General features: G+C 68.4%; 15 protein-coding genes and 1 pseudogene. 10 read left to right on the top strand and 6 right to left on the bottom strand.

Annotated features, from left to right (window positions below; translation table 11 throughout):
* Positions 1 to 149: 149 nt before the first annotated feature.
* Positions 150 to 1,562 carry a metallophosphoesterase family protein gene (locus ACFPO9_RS00600; RefSeq protein ID WP_379765488.1) on the top strand — a complete coding sequence of 471 codons (1,413 nt, stop codon included), beginning with the start codon at positions 150 to 152 and terminating at the stop codon, positions 1,560 to 1,562.
* A 157-nt stretch (positions 1,563 to 1,719) separates the two neighbouring features.
* Positions 1,720 to 1,860, top strand: coding sequence for a hypothetical protein (locus ACFPO9_RS00605; protein ID WP_379765491.1), 141 nt, complete (start codon positions 1,720 to 1,722; stop codon positions 1,858 to 1,860).
* Between the two features lie 115 nt (positions 1,861 to 1,975).
* Here the strand turns inward: ACFPO9_RS00605 and ACFPO9_RS00610 are convergent, their stop codons facing one another.
* Positions 1,976 to 2,485 carry a MarR family winged helix-turn-helix transcriptional regulator gene (locus tag ACFPO9_RS00610; RefSeq protein WP_379765494.1) on the bottom strand — a complete coding sequence of 170 codons (510 nt, stop codon included), beginning with the start codon at positions 2,483 to 2,485 and terminating at the stop codon, positions 1,976 to 1,978.
* A 62-nt stretch (positions 2,486 to 2,547) separates the two neighbouring features.
* Between ACFPO9_RS00610 and ACFPO9_RS00615 the strand changes: the two genes are divergently transcribed.
* The 3 genes from ACFPO9_RS00615 to ACFPO9_RS00625 all read left to right on the top strand — a co-directional run bounded on the left by ACFPO9_RS00615 (position 2,548) and on the right by ACFPO9_RS00625 (position 9,254).
* Positions 2,548 to 3,891 carry a chloride channel protein gene (locus ACFPO9_RS00615; RefSeq protein ID WP_379765497.1) on the top strand — a complete coding sequence of 448 codons (1,344 nt, stop codon included), beginning with the start codon at positions 2,548 to 2,550 and terminating at the stop codon, positions 3,889 to 3,891.
* A 121-nt stretch (positions 3,892 to 4,012) separates the two neighbouring features.
* Positions 4,013 to 6,739, top strand: coding sequence for a bifunctional diguanylate cyclase/phosphodiesterase (locus ACFPO9_RS00620; RefSeq protein ID WP_379765500.1), 2,727 nt, complete (start codon positions 4,013 to 4,015; stop codon positions 6,737 to 6,739).
* A gap of 79 nt (positions 6,740 to 6,818) precedes the next feature.
* Positions 6,819 to 9,254 carry a penicillin-binding protein 1A gene (locus ACFPO9_RS00625; RefSeq protein WP_379765503.1) on the top strand — a complete coding sequence of 812 codons (2,436 nt, stop codon included), beginning with the start codon at positions 6,819 to 6,821 and terminating at the stop codon, positions 9,252 to 9,254.
* Positions 9,255 to 9,447: 193 nt separating this feature from the next.
* On the opposite strand, the pseudogene ACFPO9_RS00630 reads toward ACFPO9_RS00625, so the two are convergent.
* From ACFPO9_RS00630 to ACFPO9_RS00645, 4 genes and pseudogenes are all read right to left on the bottom strand, one after another.
* Positions 9,448 to 9,768 (bottom strand): annotated as a pseudogene (locus ACFPO9_RS00630) (SDR family NAD(P)-dependent oxidoreductase); the annotation flags it as partial.
* Positions 9,769 to 9,852: 84 nt separating this feature from the next.
* Positions 9,853 to 10,998 (bottom strand): mechanosensitive ion channel family protein, encoded by a 1,146-nt coding sequence (locus ACFPO9_RS00635; protein ID WP_379765506.1) that lies wholly within the window; start codon positions 10,996 to 10,998, stop codon positions 9,853 to 9,855.
* 130 nt (positions 10,999 to 11,128) lie between these two features.
* The gene (locus ACFPO9_RS00640) at positions 11,129 to 11,311 is read right to left on the bottom strand and encodes a DUF3606 domain-containing protein (RefSeq protein WP_379765509.1); all 183 of its coding nucleotides are present in this window, start codon (positions 11,309 to 11,311) and stop codon (positions 11,129 to 11,131) included.
* Positions 11,312 to 11,380: 69 nt separating this feature from the next.
* Positions 11,381 to 11,557, bottom strand: a complete 177-nt coding sequence (locus ACFPO9_RS00645) for a hypothetical protein (protein ID WP_379765511.1) — start codon at positions 11,555 to 11,557, stop codon at positions 11,381 to 11,383.
* Here ACFPO9_RS00645 and ACFPO9_RS00650 point away from each other — a divergent pair.
* The 4 genes from ACFPO9_RS00650 (at position 11,556) to ACFPO9_RS00665 (ending at position 16,914) form a co-directional block, all read left to right on the top strand.
* Positions 11,556 to 14,663, top strand: coding sequence for an amidohydrolase family protein (locus ACFPO9_RS00650; protein WP_379765514.1), 3,108 nt, complete (start codon positions 11,556 to 11,558; stop codon positions 14,661 to 14,663). The two genes, ACFPO9_RS00645 and ACFPO9_RS00650, sit on opposite strands and share 2 nt — an antisense overlap.
* A 229-nt stretch (positions 14,664 to 14,892) precedes the next feature.
* Positions 14,893 to 15,216, top strand: a complete 324-nt coding sequence (locus ACFPO9_RS00655; protein WP_379765517.1) for a thioredoxin family protein — start codon at positions 14,893 to 14,895, stop codon at positions 15,214 to 15,216.
* On the top strand, positions 15,213 to 16,502 hold the full coding sequence (locus tag ACFPO9_RS00660; RefSeq protein ID WP_379765520.1) for an MFS transporter: 1,290 nt from the start codon (positions 15,213 to 15,215) through the stop codon (positions 16,500 to 16,502). The genes ACFPO9_RS00655 and ACFPO9_RS00660 overlap by 4 nt, the downstream gene beginning before the upstream one ends.
* 1 nt (position 16,503) lies before the next feature.
* Positions 16,504 to 16,914: a GFA family protein gene (locus tag ACFPO9_RS00665; RefSeq protein WP_379765524.1), complete on the top strand. Its 411-nt coding sequence runs from the start codon at positions 16,504 to 16,506 to the stop codon at positions 16,912 to 16,914.
* On the opposite strand, the gene ACFPO9_RS00670 is transcribed toward ACFPO9_RS00665, so the two are convergent.
* On the bottom strand, positions 16,911 to 17,717 hold the full coding sequence (locus ACFPO9_RS00670) for a DUF481 domain-containing protein (RefSeq protein ID WP_379765527.1): 807 nt from the start codon (positions 17,715 to 17,717) through the stop codon (positions 16,911 to 16,913). The genes ACFPO9_RS00665 and ACFPO9_RS00670 overlap by 4 nt on opposite strands.
* A 210-nt stretch (positions 17,718 to 17,927) precedes the next feature.
* On the opposite strand from ACFPO9_RS00670, the gene ACFPO9_RS00675 reads away from it, so the two are divergent.
* Positions 17,928 to 18,560, top strand: coding sequence for a response regulator (locus ACFPO9_RS00675; RefSeq protein ID WP_379765530.1), 633 nt, complete (start codon positions 17,928 to 17,930; stop codon positions 18,558 to 18,560).
* Positions 18,561 to 18,597 lie beyond the last annotated feature (37 nt).

Here is an 18,597-nt window from a genome sequence, read left to right on the forward strand (position 1 = left end):
AGCACCATGGCTGCGTAGGGGGGCGAGCTTAACAGGCTGCTATCGCGCATGGAAATAACGAATGGGATTATGTATATACCCAGATCGGCTAAGCGCCAGCTTGCAGTTTGGGAATGTGGTAAGTTGACAGCTTTGCCCGGATAGCAAGCATGACCCTGTCTCGAACTTCCCTTGTGCTGCTGAGTGCGGCCGCACTCGCCGGCTGCGCCGGCCTGCAGCCCCGGCCTGCGCTGCAGTCGGCCTTCGTCATCCTCGGCGACGACGGCGCCGCGACCGCGCGCGCGATCGTCTCGTCCTGGTCCTGTCCGGCCATCGAGATCGACGGCAACGTCACCACGATGAGCGTCCGCTCGCCGCTGTCCGCGATCCCGCCGCGCCCGCAAACCGGCGACGCCAAAGACCGCCCAGCGCCGGTCTCATCGCCGGTGCAGAGCTGCGAAACGCCGCTGCCCGCGAGCGCACGCAGCGTCAGCGTGGCCGGGCAGAGCCTGCCGATCCCGGTCAAGGCGCCGACGCGCATCGTGGTGATCGGCGACACCGGCTGCCGCCTGAAAGGCAAGGAATTCCAGGACTGTAACGATGCCGAGGCCTTCCCCTTCGCCAGGGTGGCCGCCAGCGCGGCCGCCTGGAAGCCGGACCTGGTGATCCACGTCGGCGACTTCCACTACCGCGAAGACCCGTGCCCGGCGGACCGCCCCGGCTGCGCCGGCAGCCCCTTCGGATATGGCTGGGATGCCTGGAACGCCGACTTCTTCACGCCGGCGCGGGCCCTCTTGGCGGCCGCGCCGTGGGTGGTGGCGCGCGGCAACCACGAGACCTGCGTGCGCGGCGGGCAGGGCTGGTGGCGCTTCCTCGACCCGCGTCCGCTGCGTCCCGAGACCAGCTGCGACGACCCGGCCAGGGACGGCATCGGCGACTACACCGACCCCTACGTGGTGCCGCTCGGCGGCGACGCCCAGCTGCTGGTGTTCGACAGCGCCAACACCAGCTACAAAGGCTTCAAGGCCGGCGACGTCCGGATCGAGAAGTACACCGGCACCTATCGCAAGCTGGAGACGCTGTCCGCCCGCGCCCGCCACACCATCGCGGTGGATCACCATCCGCTGTACGGCTTTGGCGCCGAGCAGGACAAGAAGACGAAGGAAATCAGGATCTTCGGCGGCGACGCCGGCCTGATCCAGACTTTCGGCGCCATCCAGCCGCGCCTGCTGCCGGCGAATGTCGAGGTGCTGCTGTCCGGCCACGTGCACCTGTGGGAGCAGGTCAGTTTCTCGACCGATCATCCGACCCAGTTCGTCAGCGGCTTCGCCGGCACGGCGGAGGACATCGTGCCGCTGCCGGCCACGGTCGCGCCCGGCACCGTGCCGGCTCCCGGCGCGGTGGTCGACGCCATGAGTTCCTGGATCGACGGCTTCGGCTTCATGACCATGGAACGCAAGGGCGCCGACCGCTGGGATGTGGTGATCCACGACCGCGACGGGCGCGAGCGCAACACCTGCACGGTCGAAGGCCGGCGCTCGCGCTGCGCACTGGCGCAGGTGCCGCGCGCAGTCTCGCAGTAAAATGTATTTGTATAAATGTGGTTGCCTGCAATACAGCAACTGTGTCACAATCGTGCCGTGAGCGGGGCCGCCGAGCAGGTTCGAGCGGGTCTTCGCGATCAGCGATGAGGATACTTTGTATCGTTACGCTCCCGGCTCCGGCCGGGAGCTTTTTTTCATGGTTGCCGCGCCATCCGTCTCAATCACCCGGAGGAGGCCATATCCGGCCTTCGGCCTGATCCTGTTCGAACTCGGCCACCGCATCGAGCTGCGCCGGCTGCGCGCCAGTCCCGGGCCAGTGAGCGCACCATGGACCTGAGGCGCCTTGAGCCGTGTCGCCGCCGTGTTCGTGTTCAACATCATCGCCGGGCCCCTCGCCGGCACCCTGCGCCGGCTGGCGGCAGCAGGGATGCGGTGGCCGGCGCGGCGCTTGATTACAGCTGTTGGGACAGCAGCAGCTTGGCGCTGGACGGATCCGCTTCGAGCAGGGCGATCAGGGCGCCGAGGTCCTGTTCCATGCGTTCCAGCGTGGCCGGATCGAGGCTGGACAGGGCGTCCGGCAGCACCCCGGCGAATGGCATCGGGGCGCTCTTCAGCACCGCTTCGCCTTCCGCGGCGATGCGCAGGGAGACGCTGCGCCGGTCCAGGCCCTCGCGCGCGGCAGTGACCATGCCGCGCTCGGTGAGGCTCTTGATCAGGTTGCTGGCGGTGGACTGGTGGATGTCGAGCTCGCGCGAGAGCTCGGTCACGCCGATGCCGGGGCGGCGCTCGATCACGGACAGCGCCCACAGCTGGGCGCCGCCGACGCCGGCTTCGCGCTCGACCTGGCGGAAGTGGGTCTTGACCGAGTTGAATACGATGCGGAACTGGCGCAGCACGCGGGTCTCGGGTGCGGCGGTCTCGGCCCCGTCGGTTTGCTTTGACGAAAATGATGATGAGGACATACGTGAATGATAACGGATAAATCGGTCACTAGCTCAGTGTCTAATTGTAATGGCGGCGCGCGATGAGAGCGCCGCGTTCGATGAAGGAAGCGATACGCCAGGAACTGGCGGACTGGAAGCTGTGGCTGGCGCGCGCGCTGGTGGTGGCGGCGGCGGTCGTGGCCGGCTTGACGGTGGTCGGCTTCACCTGGCTGGCGGAAACCGCGAGCGGCTATTTTTCCGCCCTGCGCGCCCTGGCCTGGTGGGCGCCGCTGCTGGCCACGCCGGCGGCGGCCGCGGCCGTGGTCTGGTGCACGCGCCGGTTTGCGGCGGGTGCGGCCGGCTCGGGCATTCCCCAGGTCATGGCCACGCTCGAGAAGGAAGTCGGCGAGTCCGAGCGCGGCCTGTTCGTCTCGCTGCGGCTGAGTATTGCCAAGATATTGCTGACTTCGGGCGGCCTGCTGGGCGGGCTGTCCCTGGGACGGGAAGGCCCGTCGGTGCAGATCGCCGCCGGCATCATGCTGCAGGTGCGGCGCTTCATGCCTTCGGGAGCGCCGGTCGGCGTGCACGGCCTGCTGGTGGCCGGCGGCGCGGCCGGTATCGCGGCCGCCTTCAACACGCCGCTCGGCGGCGTGATGTTCGCGATCGAGGAACTGGCGCGCGCGCCGGAGCGGCGCAGCAGCGGCCTGATCATCGCCGCGATCGTGCTGGCTGGCCTGGTGGCGGTGTCGGCGCATGGCAATGGCGCCTATTTCGGTGTGATCCACGCGCCGGCCCCGGGCCTGGACCTGCTGCTGCCGGGCCTGCTGCTGGCGGTGCTGGCGGGCATTGCCGGCGGCGTGTTCTCGCGCCTGCTGATCGCCTCGCTGTCCGGGCAGTCGCTCGATCCCTTCAGCCGCTTCCGCGCGCGCCGGCCGGTGCTGTTCGCGGCCGGCTGCGGCCTGGCGGTGGCGGTGATCGGCATCGTCACGGCGGGCGCGGCTTTCGGCTCCGGCTACGGCGCCACCCGCGTCATGGTCGAGGGCGCCGGTGCGATGCCGCCGGCCTATGCGCTGTTCAAATTCCTGGCTACCTGGATCACCAGCTGGTCCGGGGTGCCGGCCGGTATTTTCGCCCCTTCGCTGGCAATCGGCGCTGCCATCGGCAACGACGTCGCTTTGCTGCTATACGGTATGCAGATGCCGGCCCTGATCGCGCTGGGCATGGTCGGCTTCCTGTCGGCCGCCACCCAGGCGCCGCTGACCGCCTTCATCATCGTGATGGAAATGGTCGACGGCCACGCGATGGTGCTCAGCCTGATGGCCTGCGCCCTGGTGTCCTACCTGGTGGCGCGCGCCATCAGCCCGCCGCTCTACGCGACCCTGGCCGGCTTCCAGCTGGCGCGCCTGCCGGCCAGTCCGGAAGAATTGCCGCGCTCGCCAGAGTAATCCCGCGTGCGCAGGGTCGGACCTGCTAACATGGCTTATGTCGAATTGGATCGCGCGCCTTGGCCGCGTCCGTCCGCGGCCACCCGATATCGCCGCCGTCCTCGCCTTGCTGGGAGGCGTAGTGATTGCTTTTGCGCTCGCCAGCGGCCTGCGCGATGCGGAGCGCGAACGCGGCCGCGCCGAGTTCCTGCAGCGCGCTGAAACCAACTACGCGTCGGTCGCCAACAGCTTCGGCGACGTGCTGGTCGTGCTCCAGGCCAGCAATGCCCTGTTCGAGTCCATGGGCGTGGTCGACCGCGCCCAGTTCGGCGCCTTCGTGCGCCCGCTGATGGCGTCCCATCCCTACCTGGACGCCGTGGTCTTCCACCGCATCGTCGAGTCCGGCGGCCGCAGCGGCTACGAGGCCGGGCAGGCGCGCCTGCAGCCCGGCTTCCGGATCCGCGAGCGGGCCCGGGACGGCCTGGCGCCGGCAGGCGCGCGCGCGCGCTACCTGGTGGCCGAATACATCGAACCCATGAACGGCTACCGCGACGCGTTCGGCTTTGACGCGCTGTCCTTCGAGCCGCAGGCGCGCGCCTTCGAGCAGGCGCTGGCCAGCGGCCGGCCGGGCGCCAGCGTCCTGTTGCCGCTGCTGCAAGACAAGGGCAAGCTGGGCGTGGTAATGGTGATGCCGGTGTACCGCGGCGGCGCCGTGCCCTTTGCGGCGGCCGCGCGCCGCGCCGGCGTGATCGGCGATACCTCGGTGGTGCTCGACGTCGGCGACCTGGTCGGACGCAACCTGGCCGGCGCCCGGCTGCTGGGCCGCGCCGGCACCACGATCGAACTGGCCGGCATGGGCAAACAGGGCATGCAGACCGCCTTCCGCTGGGACAGCATGGGCTGGCGCGCGCGGCCGGCCTGGCATGGCTGGCTGGGCGAGGAAGTGTTCACCGTGCGCCACTCCTTCGACGTGGCCGGCCAGCGCTGGGAGCTGCGCCTGTCCGGCCGCTCGACCGACATGGGCGGCGGCGCGGCGCCGCTGGCGGTGCTGGTCATGGGCTGCCTGCTGAGCGCGGCGCTGGGGGCCTGGGTGCGCATCCGCTTCCAGCGTTCCGGCGAGGTCGAAGCCCTGATCGAGCGCCGCACGGCCGACCTCGAACAGGCGCTCGGCAAGACCAATCTCTACCTGCGCGCGATCGAGGCCAGCGCCAACGTGGTGATGCTGGTGAACGCCCGCGAGCCCGGCTACCCGATCGAGTACGTGAACCCGGCCTTCGAACGGATGCGCGGCTATACCGCCGCCGAGGCGCTCGGCATGCGCCTGTTCGACGCCGCCGAGCGCGAGCCCGAGCAGGCCCCGGTGGCCGAGCTGCTGCAGGCCATGCGCGAGCGGCGCGAAGGCAGCGCCACCATGCGCCTGCGCTGCAAGAGCGGCAAGGAGCTGTATGCCGACGTCTACGTGGCGCCGGTGTGGGAAGGCGAGGACGAGCCCGGCCATTTCGTGATCACCCAGTACGACGTCAGCGTCGCCAAGCGCTACGAGGCCGAGCTGGAGGTGCGCGCGCGCTACGATACGCTCACCGGCCTCGCCAACCGGGTGCTGCTGCAGGACCGCATCGAAGCCGCCATCGCGCTGGCCGGCGCCGACGCCGTGGTCTGGGTGGCGGCGCTCGACCTCGACCACTTCAAGTACGTCAACGATACCTTCGGCCACAGCGCCGGCGACGAGATGCTGAAGGCGGTCGCGGGCCGGGCCCAGGCCGCGGTCCGGCGCGCCGACACGGTGGCGCGCACCGGCGGCGACGAGTTCGTGCTGGTGCTGCCGGGCCGGGCCGACGAGAGCGAAGCCGCGGCCGCGGTCCAGGCAGTGCTGAAGGCCCTGGCCGAGCCCCTGCGCCTGCACGGCCAGGAGCTGGTGATGACCGGCAGCGCCGGCCTGGCGGCCTGGCCGGCCGACGGCCATGACGCGGCATCGCTGATCCAGCACGCCGAAGTGGCGATGTACCGCGCCAAGGACCTCGGGCGCAACGCGGTCCAGTTCTACACCTCGGCCATGAATGCTCGGGCGCGCGAACGGATCGCGCTGGAAGGCGCGCTGCGCAGCGCACTGCAGCAGGGCCAGTTCGAACTGCACTACCAGCCCCAGGTCGATCTCGAATCCGGTTCCGTGGTCGGGCTGGAGGCGCTGATCCGCTGGCGCCACCCGATCCTGGGCATGGTGCGGCCCGACCGCTTCATCCACCTGGCCGAGGAGACCGGCCTGATCGTGCCGATCGGCTCCTGGGTGCTGCGCACCGCCTGCCGCCAGAGCCGCGAATGGCAGCATGCCGGCTATGGGACGCTGCGCATCGCCGTCAACCTGTCGGCGCGCCAGTTCGCCCAGCCCGGTTTGGTGCGCGAGATCGAGCGCGTGCTGGAGGAGACCGGCCTGGCGCCGGGCTGCCTGGAGATCGAACTGACCGAGAGCCTCATGATGGAAGACGTCGAGGGCGCGATCCGGACCATGGGGGAGCTCAAGAGCATGGGGGTCAAGCTCTCCATCGACGACTTCGGCACCGGCTACTCGAGCCTGTCCTACCTGCGCCGTTTCCCGGTGGACGTACTGAAGATCGACCGCTCCTTTGTCCGCGACATCACCAGCAGCGAGGACGACGCCGCCATGGTCTCGGCCATCATCGAGCTGGCGCGCGGGCTGCGCATGCGGGTGATTGCCGAAGGGGTGGAAACGGAGGCCCAGCTCGACTACCTGAAGCGGCGCGGCTGCGACGAGGTGCAGGGCCATGTGTATGCGCAGGCGGCCTCGCGCCAGGACGTCGAAGCCATGCTGAGGAACGGACGGCACGTCACCCCGCAGACGGTGCATGCATAAGCGGGCTGGCGCACCGTGGATTTTCACGCCCTCGGCTATACTTGCGGCGGACATGAACAGGAGCAGACGGGAACGAAGCGTGGACGACCATAACAACAACGAAGAAGGACAACAACAACCGATGGGCTATCCCGGCCCGGATCGCCGGCGCGGCGGCGCGGCGGCGCAGCGGGCGCGGGCCCGCTACGAGCAGGTGCGCGCCGGCCTGATGAAGCGCCCGCCGCTGGAGCGCTGGCTGCTGATCGGCCTGTGCTCGGTGCTGGTGCTGATCGTGCTGTTCGCCATTTACGTGGCGATGCTGTTCCCGCTGACCCCGGGCATCGAGGACGTCAAGCAGGCCCGGGTCGCGCAGCCGACCGTGGTGCTGTCCGGCGACGGCCGCGAGCTGGCCAGTTTCGAGCAGGGACTGCAGGAAAAGGTCAAGCTGTCGCAGATTTCGCCGCACGTCGTCACGGCCCTGATCGCCACCGAGGACCATCGTTTCTACGAGCACCACGGCGTCGACTTCACCCGCATCGGCGGCGCCATGCTGGCCAACCTGAAGGGCGACGCCCAGGGCGGCTCGACCATTACCCAGCAGCTGGCGCGCAACATGTTCCGCGACGAGATCGGCAGCAAGCGCAACCTGAACCGCAAGCTGAAGGAGCTGATCACCGCTTTCAAGATCGAGAACACCTACAGCAAGACCGAGATCCTCGAAGCCTACCTGAACACGGTGCCCTTCCTGTACAACACCTACGGCATCGAGATGGCGGCGCGCACCTATTTCGGCAAGACCGCCTTCCAGCTCAGCGAAACCGAGGCCGCAACCCTGGTCGGCATGCTGAAGGGCACCGCCTATTACAACCCGGTCACCAACCCGGAACGCTCGCTGGCGCGCCGCAACGTGGTGCTGGCGCAGATGCTGAAGGCCGGCGCCTTCGACGAGAACCGCTACCGCCAGCTCAGCAAGCGCAAGCTGGGCGTGCATTTCTCGCGCCAGTCCGAGCGCAACGGCAAGGATGACCACTTCACCGCCTACGTGCGCAAGTGGCTGGTCGACTGGGCCGACAAGAACGACGTCAACCTGCAGCAGGATGGCCTGATCGTGCAGACCACCCTCGACTTCGACCTGCAGCAGGCGGCCCAGCGCGCCGTCGAGCGCCAGGCCGACGCCCTGCAGGCCATCGCCGACGTCGACTGGGCGCATGCCTGGCCGGTCAACTCGACCTCGGCCCAGACCTATGCCGACATGCGCGAGGACGTCACGCCCTTCGCCTATTACTGGCAGTCGCACGGCGAGCTGCTCGACGCCTTCGTGCGCGAGTCCGGCGAGTACAAGAAGGCGGTCGAAGGCGGCGAGGACGCGGCGGCGGCGCTCAAGCGCCTGAAGGCCGACCGCGAATTCCTGCGCCAGCTGAAGACGGCCAAGGCGCGCCTGGAAGCCGGCTTCGTCGCCATGGATCCGGCCACCGGCGAAGTGAAAGCCTGGGTCGGCAGCCGCAGCTTCCAGCGCGAACAGTTCGACCACGTCAACCAGGCCACGCGCCAGCCGGGGTCGACCTTCAAGCCCATCGTCTACGCGGCGGCGCTGGAACGCGGCATCACGCCGGACCATCCCTACCTGGACGCGGTGACGACGATCCGCGACCCCAACGGCACCACCTGGCGCCCGACCGACAACAGCGGCACCACCGGCCGCCGCCTGACCATGCGCGACGGCCTGGTGTTCTCGAAGAACACGATCACCGCCCAGGTGATGCAGGACGTGGGCGTGGCGCCCATCGTCAAGCTGGCCCAGGACATGGGCGTGCGCGGCAGTAAACTGTCGGCCGTGCCCTCGATCGCGCTGGGCACCAGCCCGGTGACCCTGCTGGAAATGGTCAGCGCGTATTCGACGATCGCGGCGCAGGGCGAATACCGCCGGCCCGTGTTCGTGCGCAGGATTACCGACCGCGACGGCAAGGTGATCGCCGATTTCGGCAGCCAGACGCCGCAGCGCGTGCTGTCCCAGGCCTCGGCGGTGACCCTGATCGACATGATGCGCGGCGTGATCAACCGCGGCACCGGCACCGCCGTGCGCTACCGCTTCGGCATCAACGGCGACGTCGCCGGCAAGACCGGCACCACCCAGAACAATGCCGACGGCTGGTTCATCATGATGCATCCGAACTTGGTGGCCGGCGCCTGGGTCGGCTTCAACGACAACCGCGTGACCATGCGCTCGAACTACTGGGGCCAGGGCGGCCACAGCGCGATCCTGCTGGTGGGCGACTTCTTCAAGGCCGCGCTGGACAGCGGCAAGCTGCCGGCCGACGCCGAATTCCCGAACTTCCACAAGGCGGAGCCGGTGGTGCGCCATCAGGAGCCGGAAGAGGATATGGAAGAGGGCAACGACATGCAGCAGGAAGGCGGCCCGCCGGCCGACCTGCCGCAGCCGCCGCCGGAACCGCGTTCGGAGGACGAAGAACACCCGCGGGCGGAACCGGAACCGCAGCGCAACGACGCCGGCAGCCGCTTCCCGAACGACGCGTAATCTATGCACGAACGTGGGCACGTTCGTTTCGCGACCGCTGGCCGCGAAACCCCACCCTACCGGTCAACGTAGGGTGGGCACCCCGTGCCCACGTGCAGCGCGTCCGTTTATAAGATAGGCGTGCCGCCCGTCACCGCGATCCGCGCCCCGGACACATAACTGGCCTCGTTCGAGGCCAGCATCACGTACACGGGTCGCCCGGCTTCAGCACCGCCTTGCGGCCGGCTTCCCTGACCAGGCGTTCGGTCTCCTTCGCGTCCTCATGCTCGTTCAGGTAGGCGATCAGCACGTCCGCGCCCTCGCGCGCGTAGGCCAGGGCGACGGCGCGGCCGATGCCGCTGTCGGCGCCGGTGATCAGGGCCTTCTTGTCGGCCAGGCGGCCGTGCCCGACATAGCTGGATTCGCCGTGGTCGGCTTTCGGGGTCAGCAGGGCCTCGGTGCCGGGTGGCGTTCGCTGCGGCGTCTGTTCCTGGGCCTTCTGCCGGTTCTGCTGCTGCGACTGCTGCTTGGACATCGTGGACCTCCATCGGTAGCGTTGGCCTGCGATTCCAGGCCGGCCGGGCGGCGCGCGGCGCCAGTGTGCCGCCCGGCAAAGCGCTCAGTGGCCGGGCCGCGCCTGGATCGCGCCGCGCCCGTCCGCAAGCTCGATCCCGGCCGCATCGTTGGCCGCCTTTTCCGGTCCGGGGGCTTCGTTCAGCACCAGTTGCTGGGGGCGCGGCGCGGTCGAGATGCCGAGGTCGCGGCACAGGGCCATCGCCTCCAGCAGGACCTGCTGCTGGGTGCCCAGGAACAGGCCGTAGTTGGCGTCGCTCAGGTTGTACACGATGTCGAATTCGATGAAATTCTGGTCCAGCACCGTCAGGTTGACGTGGTCCAGCTTCACCTTGTCCCTGCCCTCGATGATTTTCGAGAGCGCCGGCGGCAGCTTGGCCGCCAGTTCCGGCGGCGTGGCCGGGTTGATGCGCAGGTTGAACTGCACGCGGCGGGTGTTCATGCGCTTGAAGTTGTGGACCGTCTTGCGCAGCAGTTCGGCGTTGGCGATCACGATCTGCTCGCCGGACAGGGCGCGGATGCGGGTGGTCTTCAGGCCCACGTGCTCGATGGTGCCCGAGAACTCCGGCACCGAAATCGAGTCGCCGACCTCGAAGGGCTTGTCGATCGCGATCGACAGCGAAGCGAACAGGTCGCCGAGCACGTTCTGCACCGCCAGCGCCACGGCGATGCCGCCGATGCCCAGGCTGGCCACGAAGGTGGTGACGTTGATGCCGAGGTTGGCCAGCATCGCCAGCAGGAACACGGTCCAGACGCTCCATTGCAGGGCCCAGATCATCAGCGTGTGCGCCACCGTTACCTGTTCGTTTTCCTTGCCCTTGCCGTGGATGCGGAAGTAGCGCCGCGCCGTCACCGCGATCGCGCGATGCAGCCACAGGGCGAGCTGGGCGCCGAGGGTCACGAACCACAGGTGGCCGACCCGCACATTCCACGGCGGCGGCAGGTCCAGCACCGAGACGCCGATCAGCAGCGAGGTCGCCAGCACCGCCAGGTTGCTGGTCCTGGCCAGCGTGTGGCGCAGGACGTCGACGATGGGGCGCTGGGCGGACTCGCCTTCCAGCTGGTCGAGGCGGCGCCGGAACAGCACCACGGCGCCGTGGATGAGGATGAAGCTGACCACCGCCGCCGCGAGCGCGAAGGCGGCGTTGGGCCAGCTGATGTCGAAGGATGTGAAATAGCCGTGGATGTCCATTGGGCTCCTTTCAGGAAACATGGGGCGAGGGAAGACTACGGGCAGGGCGCCCGTGCGCACGGAGGCGAAGTCCGGCGTGCGTGGCCGGGGGACGGCGCCCTGGCTGCGGGCGCCGGAGATCGGTGCTGGATCAGTGCTTGGTCCGCAGATGCTGGCGGACGGCGTCCGCGCTGTTGCCGGCCTGTTTCACGGCCTGCTGCAGCTCTTCCTCGGATACGCCGAGGGCCTTGGTCCAGTACTGGATCTCGTGCTTCTCATGCAGGTTGATGCGGGCGCGGTCCTGCTGGCCGCGGTTTTGCAGATTGTCGGACATGATGACCTCCTTTATTCACGAGTACAGGCTGAGGATGCCACCGGCCGCCACCATATTCCGTTCGCTGCCTCACCTAAAGCAGCTGATTTTCTTCCGTAAAAAGTTCCCATGCGTCAGCAATAAGCTTTGAGCGCGATCAGGAAACCGAACAATACCGACCTTGATCGGCGAGCCCGGCAGTAGGATCGAAGCGTCTTCTGCACCAAGTTGGTGCGAATCGGCAATACCTACATCGGAGGCAGCCATGAAGCATCCTCACCCCGTCCTTGCACGTACGCGCCGGACCGCGCTCGCGGTGGCGGCAACCAGTTTCCTGCTGTCGGCCTGCCAGTTGCACGGCGGCGGCCGCGCCGACCAGCTGAACGACCTGCGCGGCCCGACCCAGGACCTGCGCGTCGAACTGCGCGAAGGCACCAACATGGGGGCCTCGCCTTCGCCGGACGGCAAGCGCCTGGTGTTCTCTGCCCAGGGTGCGCTATGGATCATTCCGGCCGGCGGCGGCACCGCCACCCGCATCACCGACTGGCGCCTGGAGCCGACCGCGCCGGTGTGGTCCCCGGACGGCAAGCGGATCGCCTTCCAGAACTACGCCCCGGAAGGCAACTACCACATCTGGACCATCGCTCCGGACGGCCGCCACCCGGAAGAACTGACCACCGGCCCGAACGACGACCGCGAGCCGGCCTGGACCCCGGACGGCAACGCGCTGGTGTTCTCGTCCGACCGCAGCAACGACGGCCAGTACAAGATCTGGACCGTGCCCGCGGCGGGCGGCCCGCCGCAGCAGATCACGGCCGGGCCCGGCGCCGAAAGCAATCCGGTGGTGTCGCCGGACGGCACGAACCTGGCCTACGTGGACGGGCCGAACGTGGTGACGCGGCCGCTGGCCGGCGGCGTCCCGGCGATCGTCGCGCCGGGCACGGCGCCGGCCTGGACCCCGGACGGGACGAGCCTGGTCTACCAGAACGCCGACCGCCAGCTGGTGGTCCGCCGGGGGCAGGATACGCGGCAAGTGACGAGCGGCGAGGACATCTTCCCCTTCCCGGTGCGCTTCCTCCCGGACGGACGCTTCCTGTACACCGCCGACGGCCATATCCGCGTGCGCGACGCCGCCGGAGCCGGCCCCAGCGACGTGCATTTCCGCGCCGAGCTGCTGCTGCGCCGCCCCGTGTTCACGCATCCGAAGGACCGCGGCTTCGACAACTTCGGCCAGCGCAAGGTCCAGGGCATCAGCGCCCCGGTGCTGTCGCCGGACGGCCGGAGCATCGCCTTCGTGGCCCTGAACGACGTCTGGGTGATGCGCATCGGCGATGCGCCGCGCCGCCTGACGAACGACCGCGACCGCGACATCAACCCGCAGTGGACCGCGGACGGCGGCGCCGTCTACTTCTCGACCGAGCGCGGCAACGCCGGCCAGCTGGCGGTCGATCAGGTCGAGGTCGCCACCGGCGCGCGCACCCGGCTGGCGGCGATCCCGGGCCGTTCGATGGCCCTGCCCAGGCTGTCACCGAGCGGCGACCGGATCGCCTACACGACCCTGTCCGGCCAGCTCGAGATCTGGAACCGCGCCAGCGGCACCTTCCAGGTCATCGCGCCTGCCGTCGGGAGCCAGGTCAGCACCCCGCAATGGCTGCCGGACGGCCAGCACATTCTGCTGGTCGACAATGAGCGCATCAACAATCGTTTCCGCGAGGGCTACAACAAGCTGCGCGTGATCGACCTGGCGACGGGGCAGGGCAGGTTCTACGCGGTCGCGCCCAGCCCGCGCCAGATCTCGGAACGCGACGAAGGCGCGGCGGTGCTGTCGCCGGACGGCACGCGGGTCGCCTTCATCATGGATTCGCTGTTGCACGTGATGCCGCTGAACCCGGACGGCTCGCCGGCGGCCCCGGCGCGGCTGCTGAGCAGTGAACCGGCCGACCTGCCTTCCTGGGGCGGCAACGACACGCTGCTTTACAAATCGGCCAACAAGATCAAAGTCATCAATGCCGACGGCAGCAATGTCCGCGAGGTGCCGGTCAGCCTGCAATGGCGCCAGGCGGCGCCGGGCGGGACGACCCTGATCCGCGCCGGCGCGCTGTGGGACGGCCTGGCCCCGACCCTGCGCTACGACGTCGACATCCTGGTGCGGCAGAACCGCATCGCCTGGGTCCGGCCGCACCAGGCCGGGTCGGAATCGCAGGCCGAGCGCTTCATCGACGCCAGCGGCCTGACGGTGATGCCGGGCCTGATCGAGACCCACATCCACCCGCTCACGCTCTACCAGGGCGGCCAGGTGGGGCAGTGGCTGCCGCTGATGCTGTCCTACGGGCTCACCACCGGGCAGTCGGTCGGCGGCCCTGTCCACCAGAGCATCGAGCTGCGCGAGTCGCTGGAGTCGGGCAACCTGGTGGGGCCGCGCCTGTTCGTCTCGCCGCCGCTGTGGGAGGGCAACCGTCTGTTCTACCACTTCGCGCGCAGCCTGCGCACGCCGGCGGTGGCCGACGTCGAGATCGCCAAGGCCAAGGCCATGGACGTCGATTTCATGAAGTCCTATGTGCGCGCGCCGATCCCCATCATGAGCCGTATCGCCCAGGGTGCGCTGGACCTGGGCGTGCCGAGCGGCACCCACCCGATCGAACCGGGCGCCGCCACCGGCATCGCCGGCACGACCCACCTGAGCGCGACCCAGCGCATGGGCTACAGCTGGTCGAAGTCGGCGGTGCGGGCGGTCACCTACCAGGATGCCTACGACACCTACGGCAAGGGCAGCTTTCACCTGATCGATACTTTGTTCTCGGCCGTCGCGCTGGCGGGGCTGGACCCGGGCATCGTCAGCGACCCGCGTTTCATCCTGGTGCCGCCCAACTTCGTGTCCGGCCTGCAGAACGCCACGCCGCCGACGCCGGCCCAGTTGGCCGGCATCGTCAACGACGCCACTCAGCAGGCCAAGGTGGTGGCGGCAGGGGGCCTGGTGGCGAACGGCACCGACTCGCCGCTGGTGGTGCCGGGCATACAGCTGCACCTGAACCTGCGCGCGGCCGGCCTGGTCCTCGGCAACTACACGGCCCTGCAGACCGTGACCATCAATGCGGCCAGGATGGCGCTGGTGGACAAGGACCTCGGCTCGGTGGAGCCGGGCAAGCTGGCCGACCTGATCGCGGTGCGCGGCAATCCGCTGACCGACCTGAAAGCCGCGGCGGCGGTGGAGGTGGTGATGAAGAACGGCCGTGCCTGGACCCAGGCCGAGATCCTGGCGCCGTTCAGGACGCCGGCGGCGCTGGCGGCGCGGCGCGATGCGCTGGCGGCTTATCAGGCGCGCTGCCGCAGCCATCCCGCCGAGTGCGCGGAGGATGGGCAGCACGCGGACTGAACCTGCCTGGTAGCCGGATGCCGTTCGAGACGCGGGATCCGGTTTCGTGCCCGTGGCCACGTGGCCGCGGGCCTTTTTCGTTTACTTCGATTTGCAACTAACCCACATATGCCGACGAAAAAACAAAAACCCGCCTCCAGGGCGAAGGGCGCCGTCGACCTCGCGGCCGGCACCCATTTGAGCTAAGCTAATGCCATTGGAACAATACGTACTCAATAAGGAGAACAAGATGAGCAAGCCCTACGAAACCGCGCAGCCCGAGCGCAGCGCCGTCGACGCCATGCCGGGCGTCGTGGCCGTCGACTTCGGCACCAACTGGTGCGGCTATTGCAAGGCCGCCGAGCACGACATCGACGAGGCCTTGCAGGCATTCCCAGCGGTGAAACACCTGAAAGCCGAAGACGGCCCGGGCCGGCCGCTGGGGCGTTCCTTCCGCGTCAAGCTGTGGCCGACCGTGATCGTCATGAAGGACGGCCAGGAGGTCGCCCGCGTGGTGCGCCCGGCCGACGCCAAAGAACTGAAAGACGCGCTGGCCCAGGCAGGCGCCGCATGAGCGCAGCCGAGCCGCAAGCGGTGCACGCCGCCGCCAACCGTCCTGCGACCGTCCTGTTCGCCAGCCTGATCGGCACCACGATCGAATTCTTCGATTTCTATATCTACGCCACCGCCGCCGTGCTGGTGTTCCCCAAGCTGTTCTTCCCGGCCGCGGATCCGGCCGCCGCCACGCTGCAGTCGCTGGCCACCTTTGCGATCGCCTTTTTCGCGCGGCCGGTGGGCTCGGCGGTGTTCGGCCACTTCGGCGACCGCATCGGCAGGAAGGCGACCCTGGTCGCGGCGCTGCTGACGATGGGCGTTTCCACGGTCCTGATCGGCCTGCTGCCGACCTATGCGGCGATCGGCACCATGGCGCCGTTGCTGCTGGCGCTGTGCCGCTTCGGCCAGGGCCTGGGCCTGGGCGGGGAGTGGGGCGGGGCGGTGCTGCTCGCCACCGAGAATGCGCCGCCGGGCAAGCGCGCCTGGTACGGCATGTTCCCGCAACTGGGCGCGCCGCTGGGCTTCTTCCTGTCCGGTTCGACCTTCCTGGTGCTGTCGCAGACCCTGAGCGACGCCGACTTCTTCGCCTGGGGCTGGCGCGTGCCCTTCCTGGCCAGCGCGCTGCTGGTGATCGTCGGCCTGTACGTGCGCCTGAAGATCACGGAGACGCCCGACTTCCAGAAGGTCCTGGCGCGCAACGAGCGCGTGCGCCTGCCGGTGGCGGCCGTGTTCAAGTCGCATGGCGGCGCGCTGGTGCTGGGCACCCTGGCCGCCATGGCGACCTTCGTGATCTTCTACCTGATGACGGTGTTCACCCTCAGCTGGGGCACCACGGCCCTGCATTACTCGCGCCAGACCTTCCTGCTGCTGCAGTTGTTCGCGATCCTGTTTTTCGGGCTGACGATTCCCATCGCCGCCGTGCTGGCCGACCGCCTCGACCGGCGCCGCGTCATGATCGGCGTCTCGGCCGCGATCGCCGTGTTCGGACTGGTCTTCGGGCCGCTGTTCGGCTCCGGTTCGCTGGCCATGGTGACCCTGTTCATGGTGCTGGGCCAGTGCCTGATCGGCATGACCTATGGGCCGCTGGGCACGTTGCTGTCGGAGATGTTCCCGCCCGAGGTGCGCTATACCGGCGCCTCGCTGACCTTCAACCTGGCCGGTATCCTGGGCGCCTCGCTGGCGCCATATGTGGCAACCTGGCTGGCCACCAACCACGGCCTGTCCACCGTCGGCTGGTATCTGAGCGCGGCGGCGCTCATCAGCCTGGCGGCGCTGCTGCCGGTGAAGTCAGCAAAGGAGAAGTGACATGCCGAGGGGAGGCTGTGCCTGCGGCGCGGTGCGCTACGAAACGGCGGGGGAGCCCTTCCACCGCACGCTATGCCATTGCGTCGACTGCCGGCGCGCGGCGGGGGCGCCGGCCGTGGCCTGGTTTTCGGTGCCGGCCGCCGCGCTTCGCTTCGTCAAAGGGACGCCGGCCACGCATCGGTCCAGCCCAACGGTCGAGCGCAGCTTTTGCGGCGCCTGCGGGACGCCGCTCGCCTACCGCAACGATGCTTATCCGGAGGAGGTCGACGTCACCACCTGCAGCCTCGACGATCCCGCGGCGGCTTCGCCCCGGGACCATACCTTTGCATCGCAGCGATTGCCGTGGATGCGGGTGGACGACGGCTTGCCGGTGTTTCCGCGCAGCCGCGGCGAGGGTCCGGCCCCCTGCTAGAACGAATAGACCAGCGTCAGCGAAGTCTGGGTGTCGGTGTTCTTCTTGTCTTCCGGGACCTTGCTGTCGCTGCGCGCGCTGAAGGCCGCCTTCATCTGCATGGTGCCGTTGATCTTGGTGCTGAGCGCGGTCTCCGCCACCGTGTGCACGTTGGTGGTGCCGCGTTCGACGCTGACCGTCTGGCTGAAGGCCGCCGAGGGGCTGACCCGCCAGCGCAGCTGGGCCGCGCCGTGCACCGTCATGCCGGAATCCTGCTCGCCGGTCGCGCTCTCGCCATGGAAGTAGCCGGGACCGATCTCGACGTCGACGGACTTGTCTTCACGCTTCATGAGCTGGGTGCCGTAACCGACCGCCAGGGTCGAGTAGCGGGTATAGGCGCCGAACTTGTCGTTGACGTGGGAACCGAGCAGGAAGGCGCGGTTACCGTCCTGCAGCAGCTTGAAGGCGGCCTTGGCGGATACCTGCCAGCGCTCCGCCGAGCGGTTCTTGGTGCGGCTGCCGTCCTCGTTGACCACTTCGTCTTCCTTGAAGAAGCCGCTGAAGATGTATTCGTTGCTCCAGTTGCTCATCTCGTGGCGGGCGTCGATCTTGCCCGTCACCGAGGTGCCGGTGGTATTGCCGGAGGTGCTGATCGCGCCCAGTTCGGCGGAGGTAAACCAGTTGCTGCCTTCGGGAATGGCGGTCGTCGGCGCTTGCGTGAAATAGGTGGACGAAGGCGCGGTTTCCGCGAGGTCGTCGGCCGCGGCGGCGGCAGCGCTTCTTGCGCAGGCAAGGGCCAGCGCCCAGATGATGTGAGATTTCATGAGCATCCCATGGTTCGATGGATGGCCGAACATTCTAAACCAAAGCGGATCGTCAAACTCATCAAACCGGCTTTTTTTGCGACACGGATACATAGAAAAGATAATGTAATTGTAAATTATTCATTCATTGTGTTTGCAATTCTAGCTTCCGCCCGCCTAGAATGTTGCGGTTTGCCGGACATACCGGTATGTATGTATGAGGACAGCACATTGATCAGGCTAGTCATTGCCGACGACCACGAATTGATCCGCGAAGGGATCAAGAAGCTCGTGCGCCATTGCGCCGACCTGAAGGTGGCGGGCGAGGCGGCGGACCTGAAGCAGGCGCTCGCGCTGGTGGCCCAGGTCCGGCCTGACCTGGTGGTGCTGGACATCGGCCTGCCCGATGCCGACGGACTGGATGGGCTGGCGGCCTTGCGGCGCCACTTCCCGGAGCTGCACGTGCTGATGCTGAGCGGCCATCCGGAGGAACGCTATGCGCTGGCGGCCATGCGCGCAGGCGCGCTCGGCTACGTGTCCAAGGCCGGCGGCTCGGCCGAGCTGCTCGAGGCACTGCGCCGGGCCGGCCAGGGTGCGCGCTGGCTGGGGCCGAGGGTGTCCGCGCTGCTGATGCAGGAGGCGAGCTGCCCGCAAGCCGCCCCGCCGCATCACCTGCTGACCCCGCGCGAAGGCGAGATCGTGGCCCTGATCGGCGCGGGCCTGCAGATCAAGCAGGTTGCCGCCGAGCTTGGCATCAGCATCAGTTCGGTCAATACCTACCGCACGCGCATTTTCCGCAAGATGGGCCTGTCCACCAACGCGGCCCTGATCCGCTACGCCATGCGGCACGGTCTCGCCGGCTGATTTTCTCGTTGCCTCATGGCAACAATGTGAACCGGGC

The sequence above is a fragment of the Massilia aerilata genome (genome assembly GCF_042656905.1).
Lineage (GTDB): Bacteria > Pseudomonadota > Gammaproteobacteria > Burkholderiales > Burkholderiaceae_D > Telluria > Telluria aerilata.

Bases quoted from the DNA above. Each gene is read 5' to 3' on its own strand.
- ACFPO9_RS00635 (WP_379765506.1), bottom strand. From the start codon at position 10,998: ATGGACATCCACGGCTATTTCACATCCTTCGACATCAGCTGGCCCAAC.
- ACFPO9_RS00640 (WP_379765509.1), bottom strand. From the start codon at position 11,311: ATGTCCGACAATCTGCAAAACCGCGGCCAGCAGGACCGCGCCCGCATC.
- ACFPO9_RS00670 (WP_379765527.1), bottom strand. From the start codon at position 17,717: ATGAAATCTCACATCATCTGGGCGCTGGCCCTTGCCTGCGCAAGAAGC.
- ACFPO9_RS00615 (WP_379765497.1), top strand. From the start codon at position 2,548: ATGAGAGCGCCGCGTTCGATGAAGGAAGCGATACGCCAGGAACTGGCG.
- ACFPO9_RS00665 (WP_379765524.1), top strand. From the start codon at position 16,504: ATGCCGAGGGGAGGCTGTGCCTGCGGCGCGGTGCGCTACGAAACGGCG.
- ACFPO9_RS00600 (WP_379765488.1), top strand. From the start codon at position 150: ATGACCCTGTCTCGAACTTCCCTTGTGCTGCTGAGTGCGGCCGCACTC.
- ACFPO9_RS00655 (WP_379765517.1), top strand. From the start codon at position 14,893: ATGAGCAAGCCCTACGAAACCGCGCAGCCCGAGCGCAGCGCCGTCGAC.
- ACFPO9_RS00660 (WP_379765520.1), top strand. From the start codon at position 15,213: ATGAGCGCAGCCGAGCCGCAAGCGGTGCACGCCGCCGCCAACCGTCCT.
- ACFPO9_RS00610 (WP_379765494.1), bottom strand. From the start codon at position 2,485: ATGTCCTCATCATCATTTTCGTCAAAGCAAACCGACGGGGCCGAGACC.
- ACFPO9_RS00650 (WP_379765514.1), top strand. From the start codon at position 11,556: ATGAAGCATCCTCACCCCGTCCTTGCACGTACGCGCCGGACCGCGCTC.
- ACFPO9_RS00605 (WP_379765491.1), top strand. From the start codon at position 1,720: ATGGTTGCCGCGCCATCCGTCTCAATCACCCGGAGGAGGCCATATCCG.
- ACFPO9_RS00645 (WP_379765511.1), bottom strand. From the start codon at position 11,557: ATGGCTGCCTCCGATGTAGGTATTGCCGATTCGCACCAACTTGGTGCA.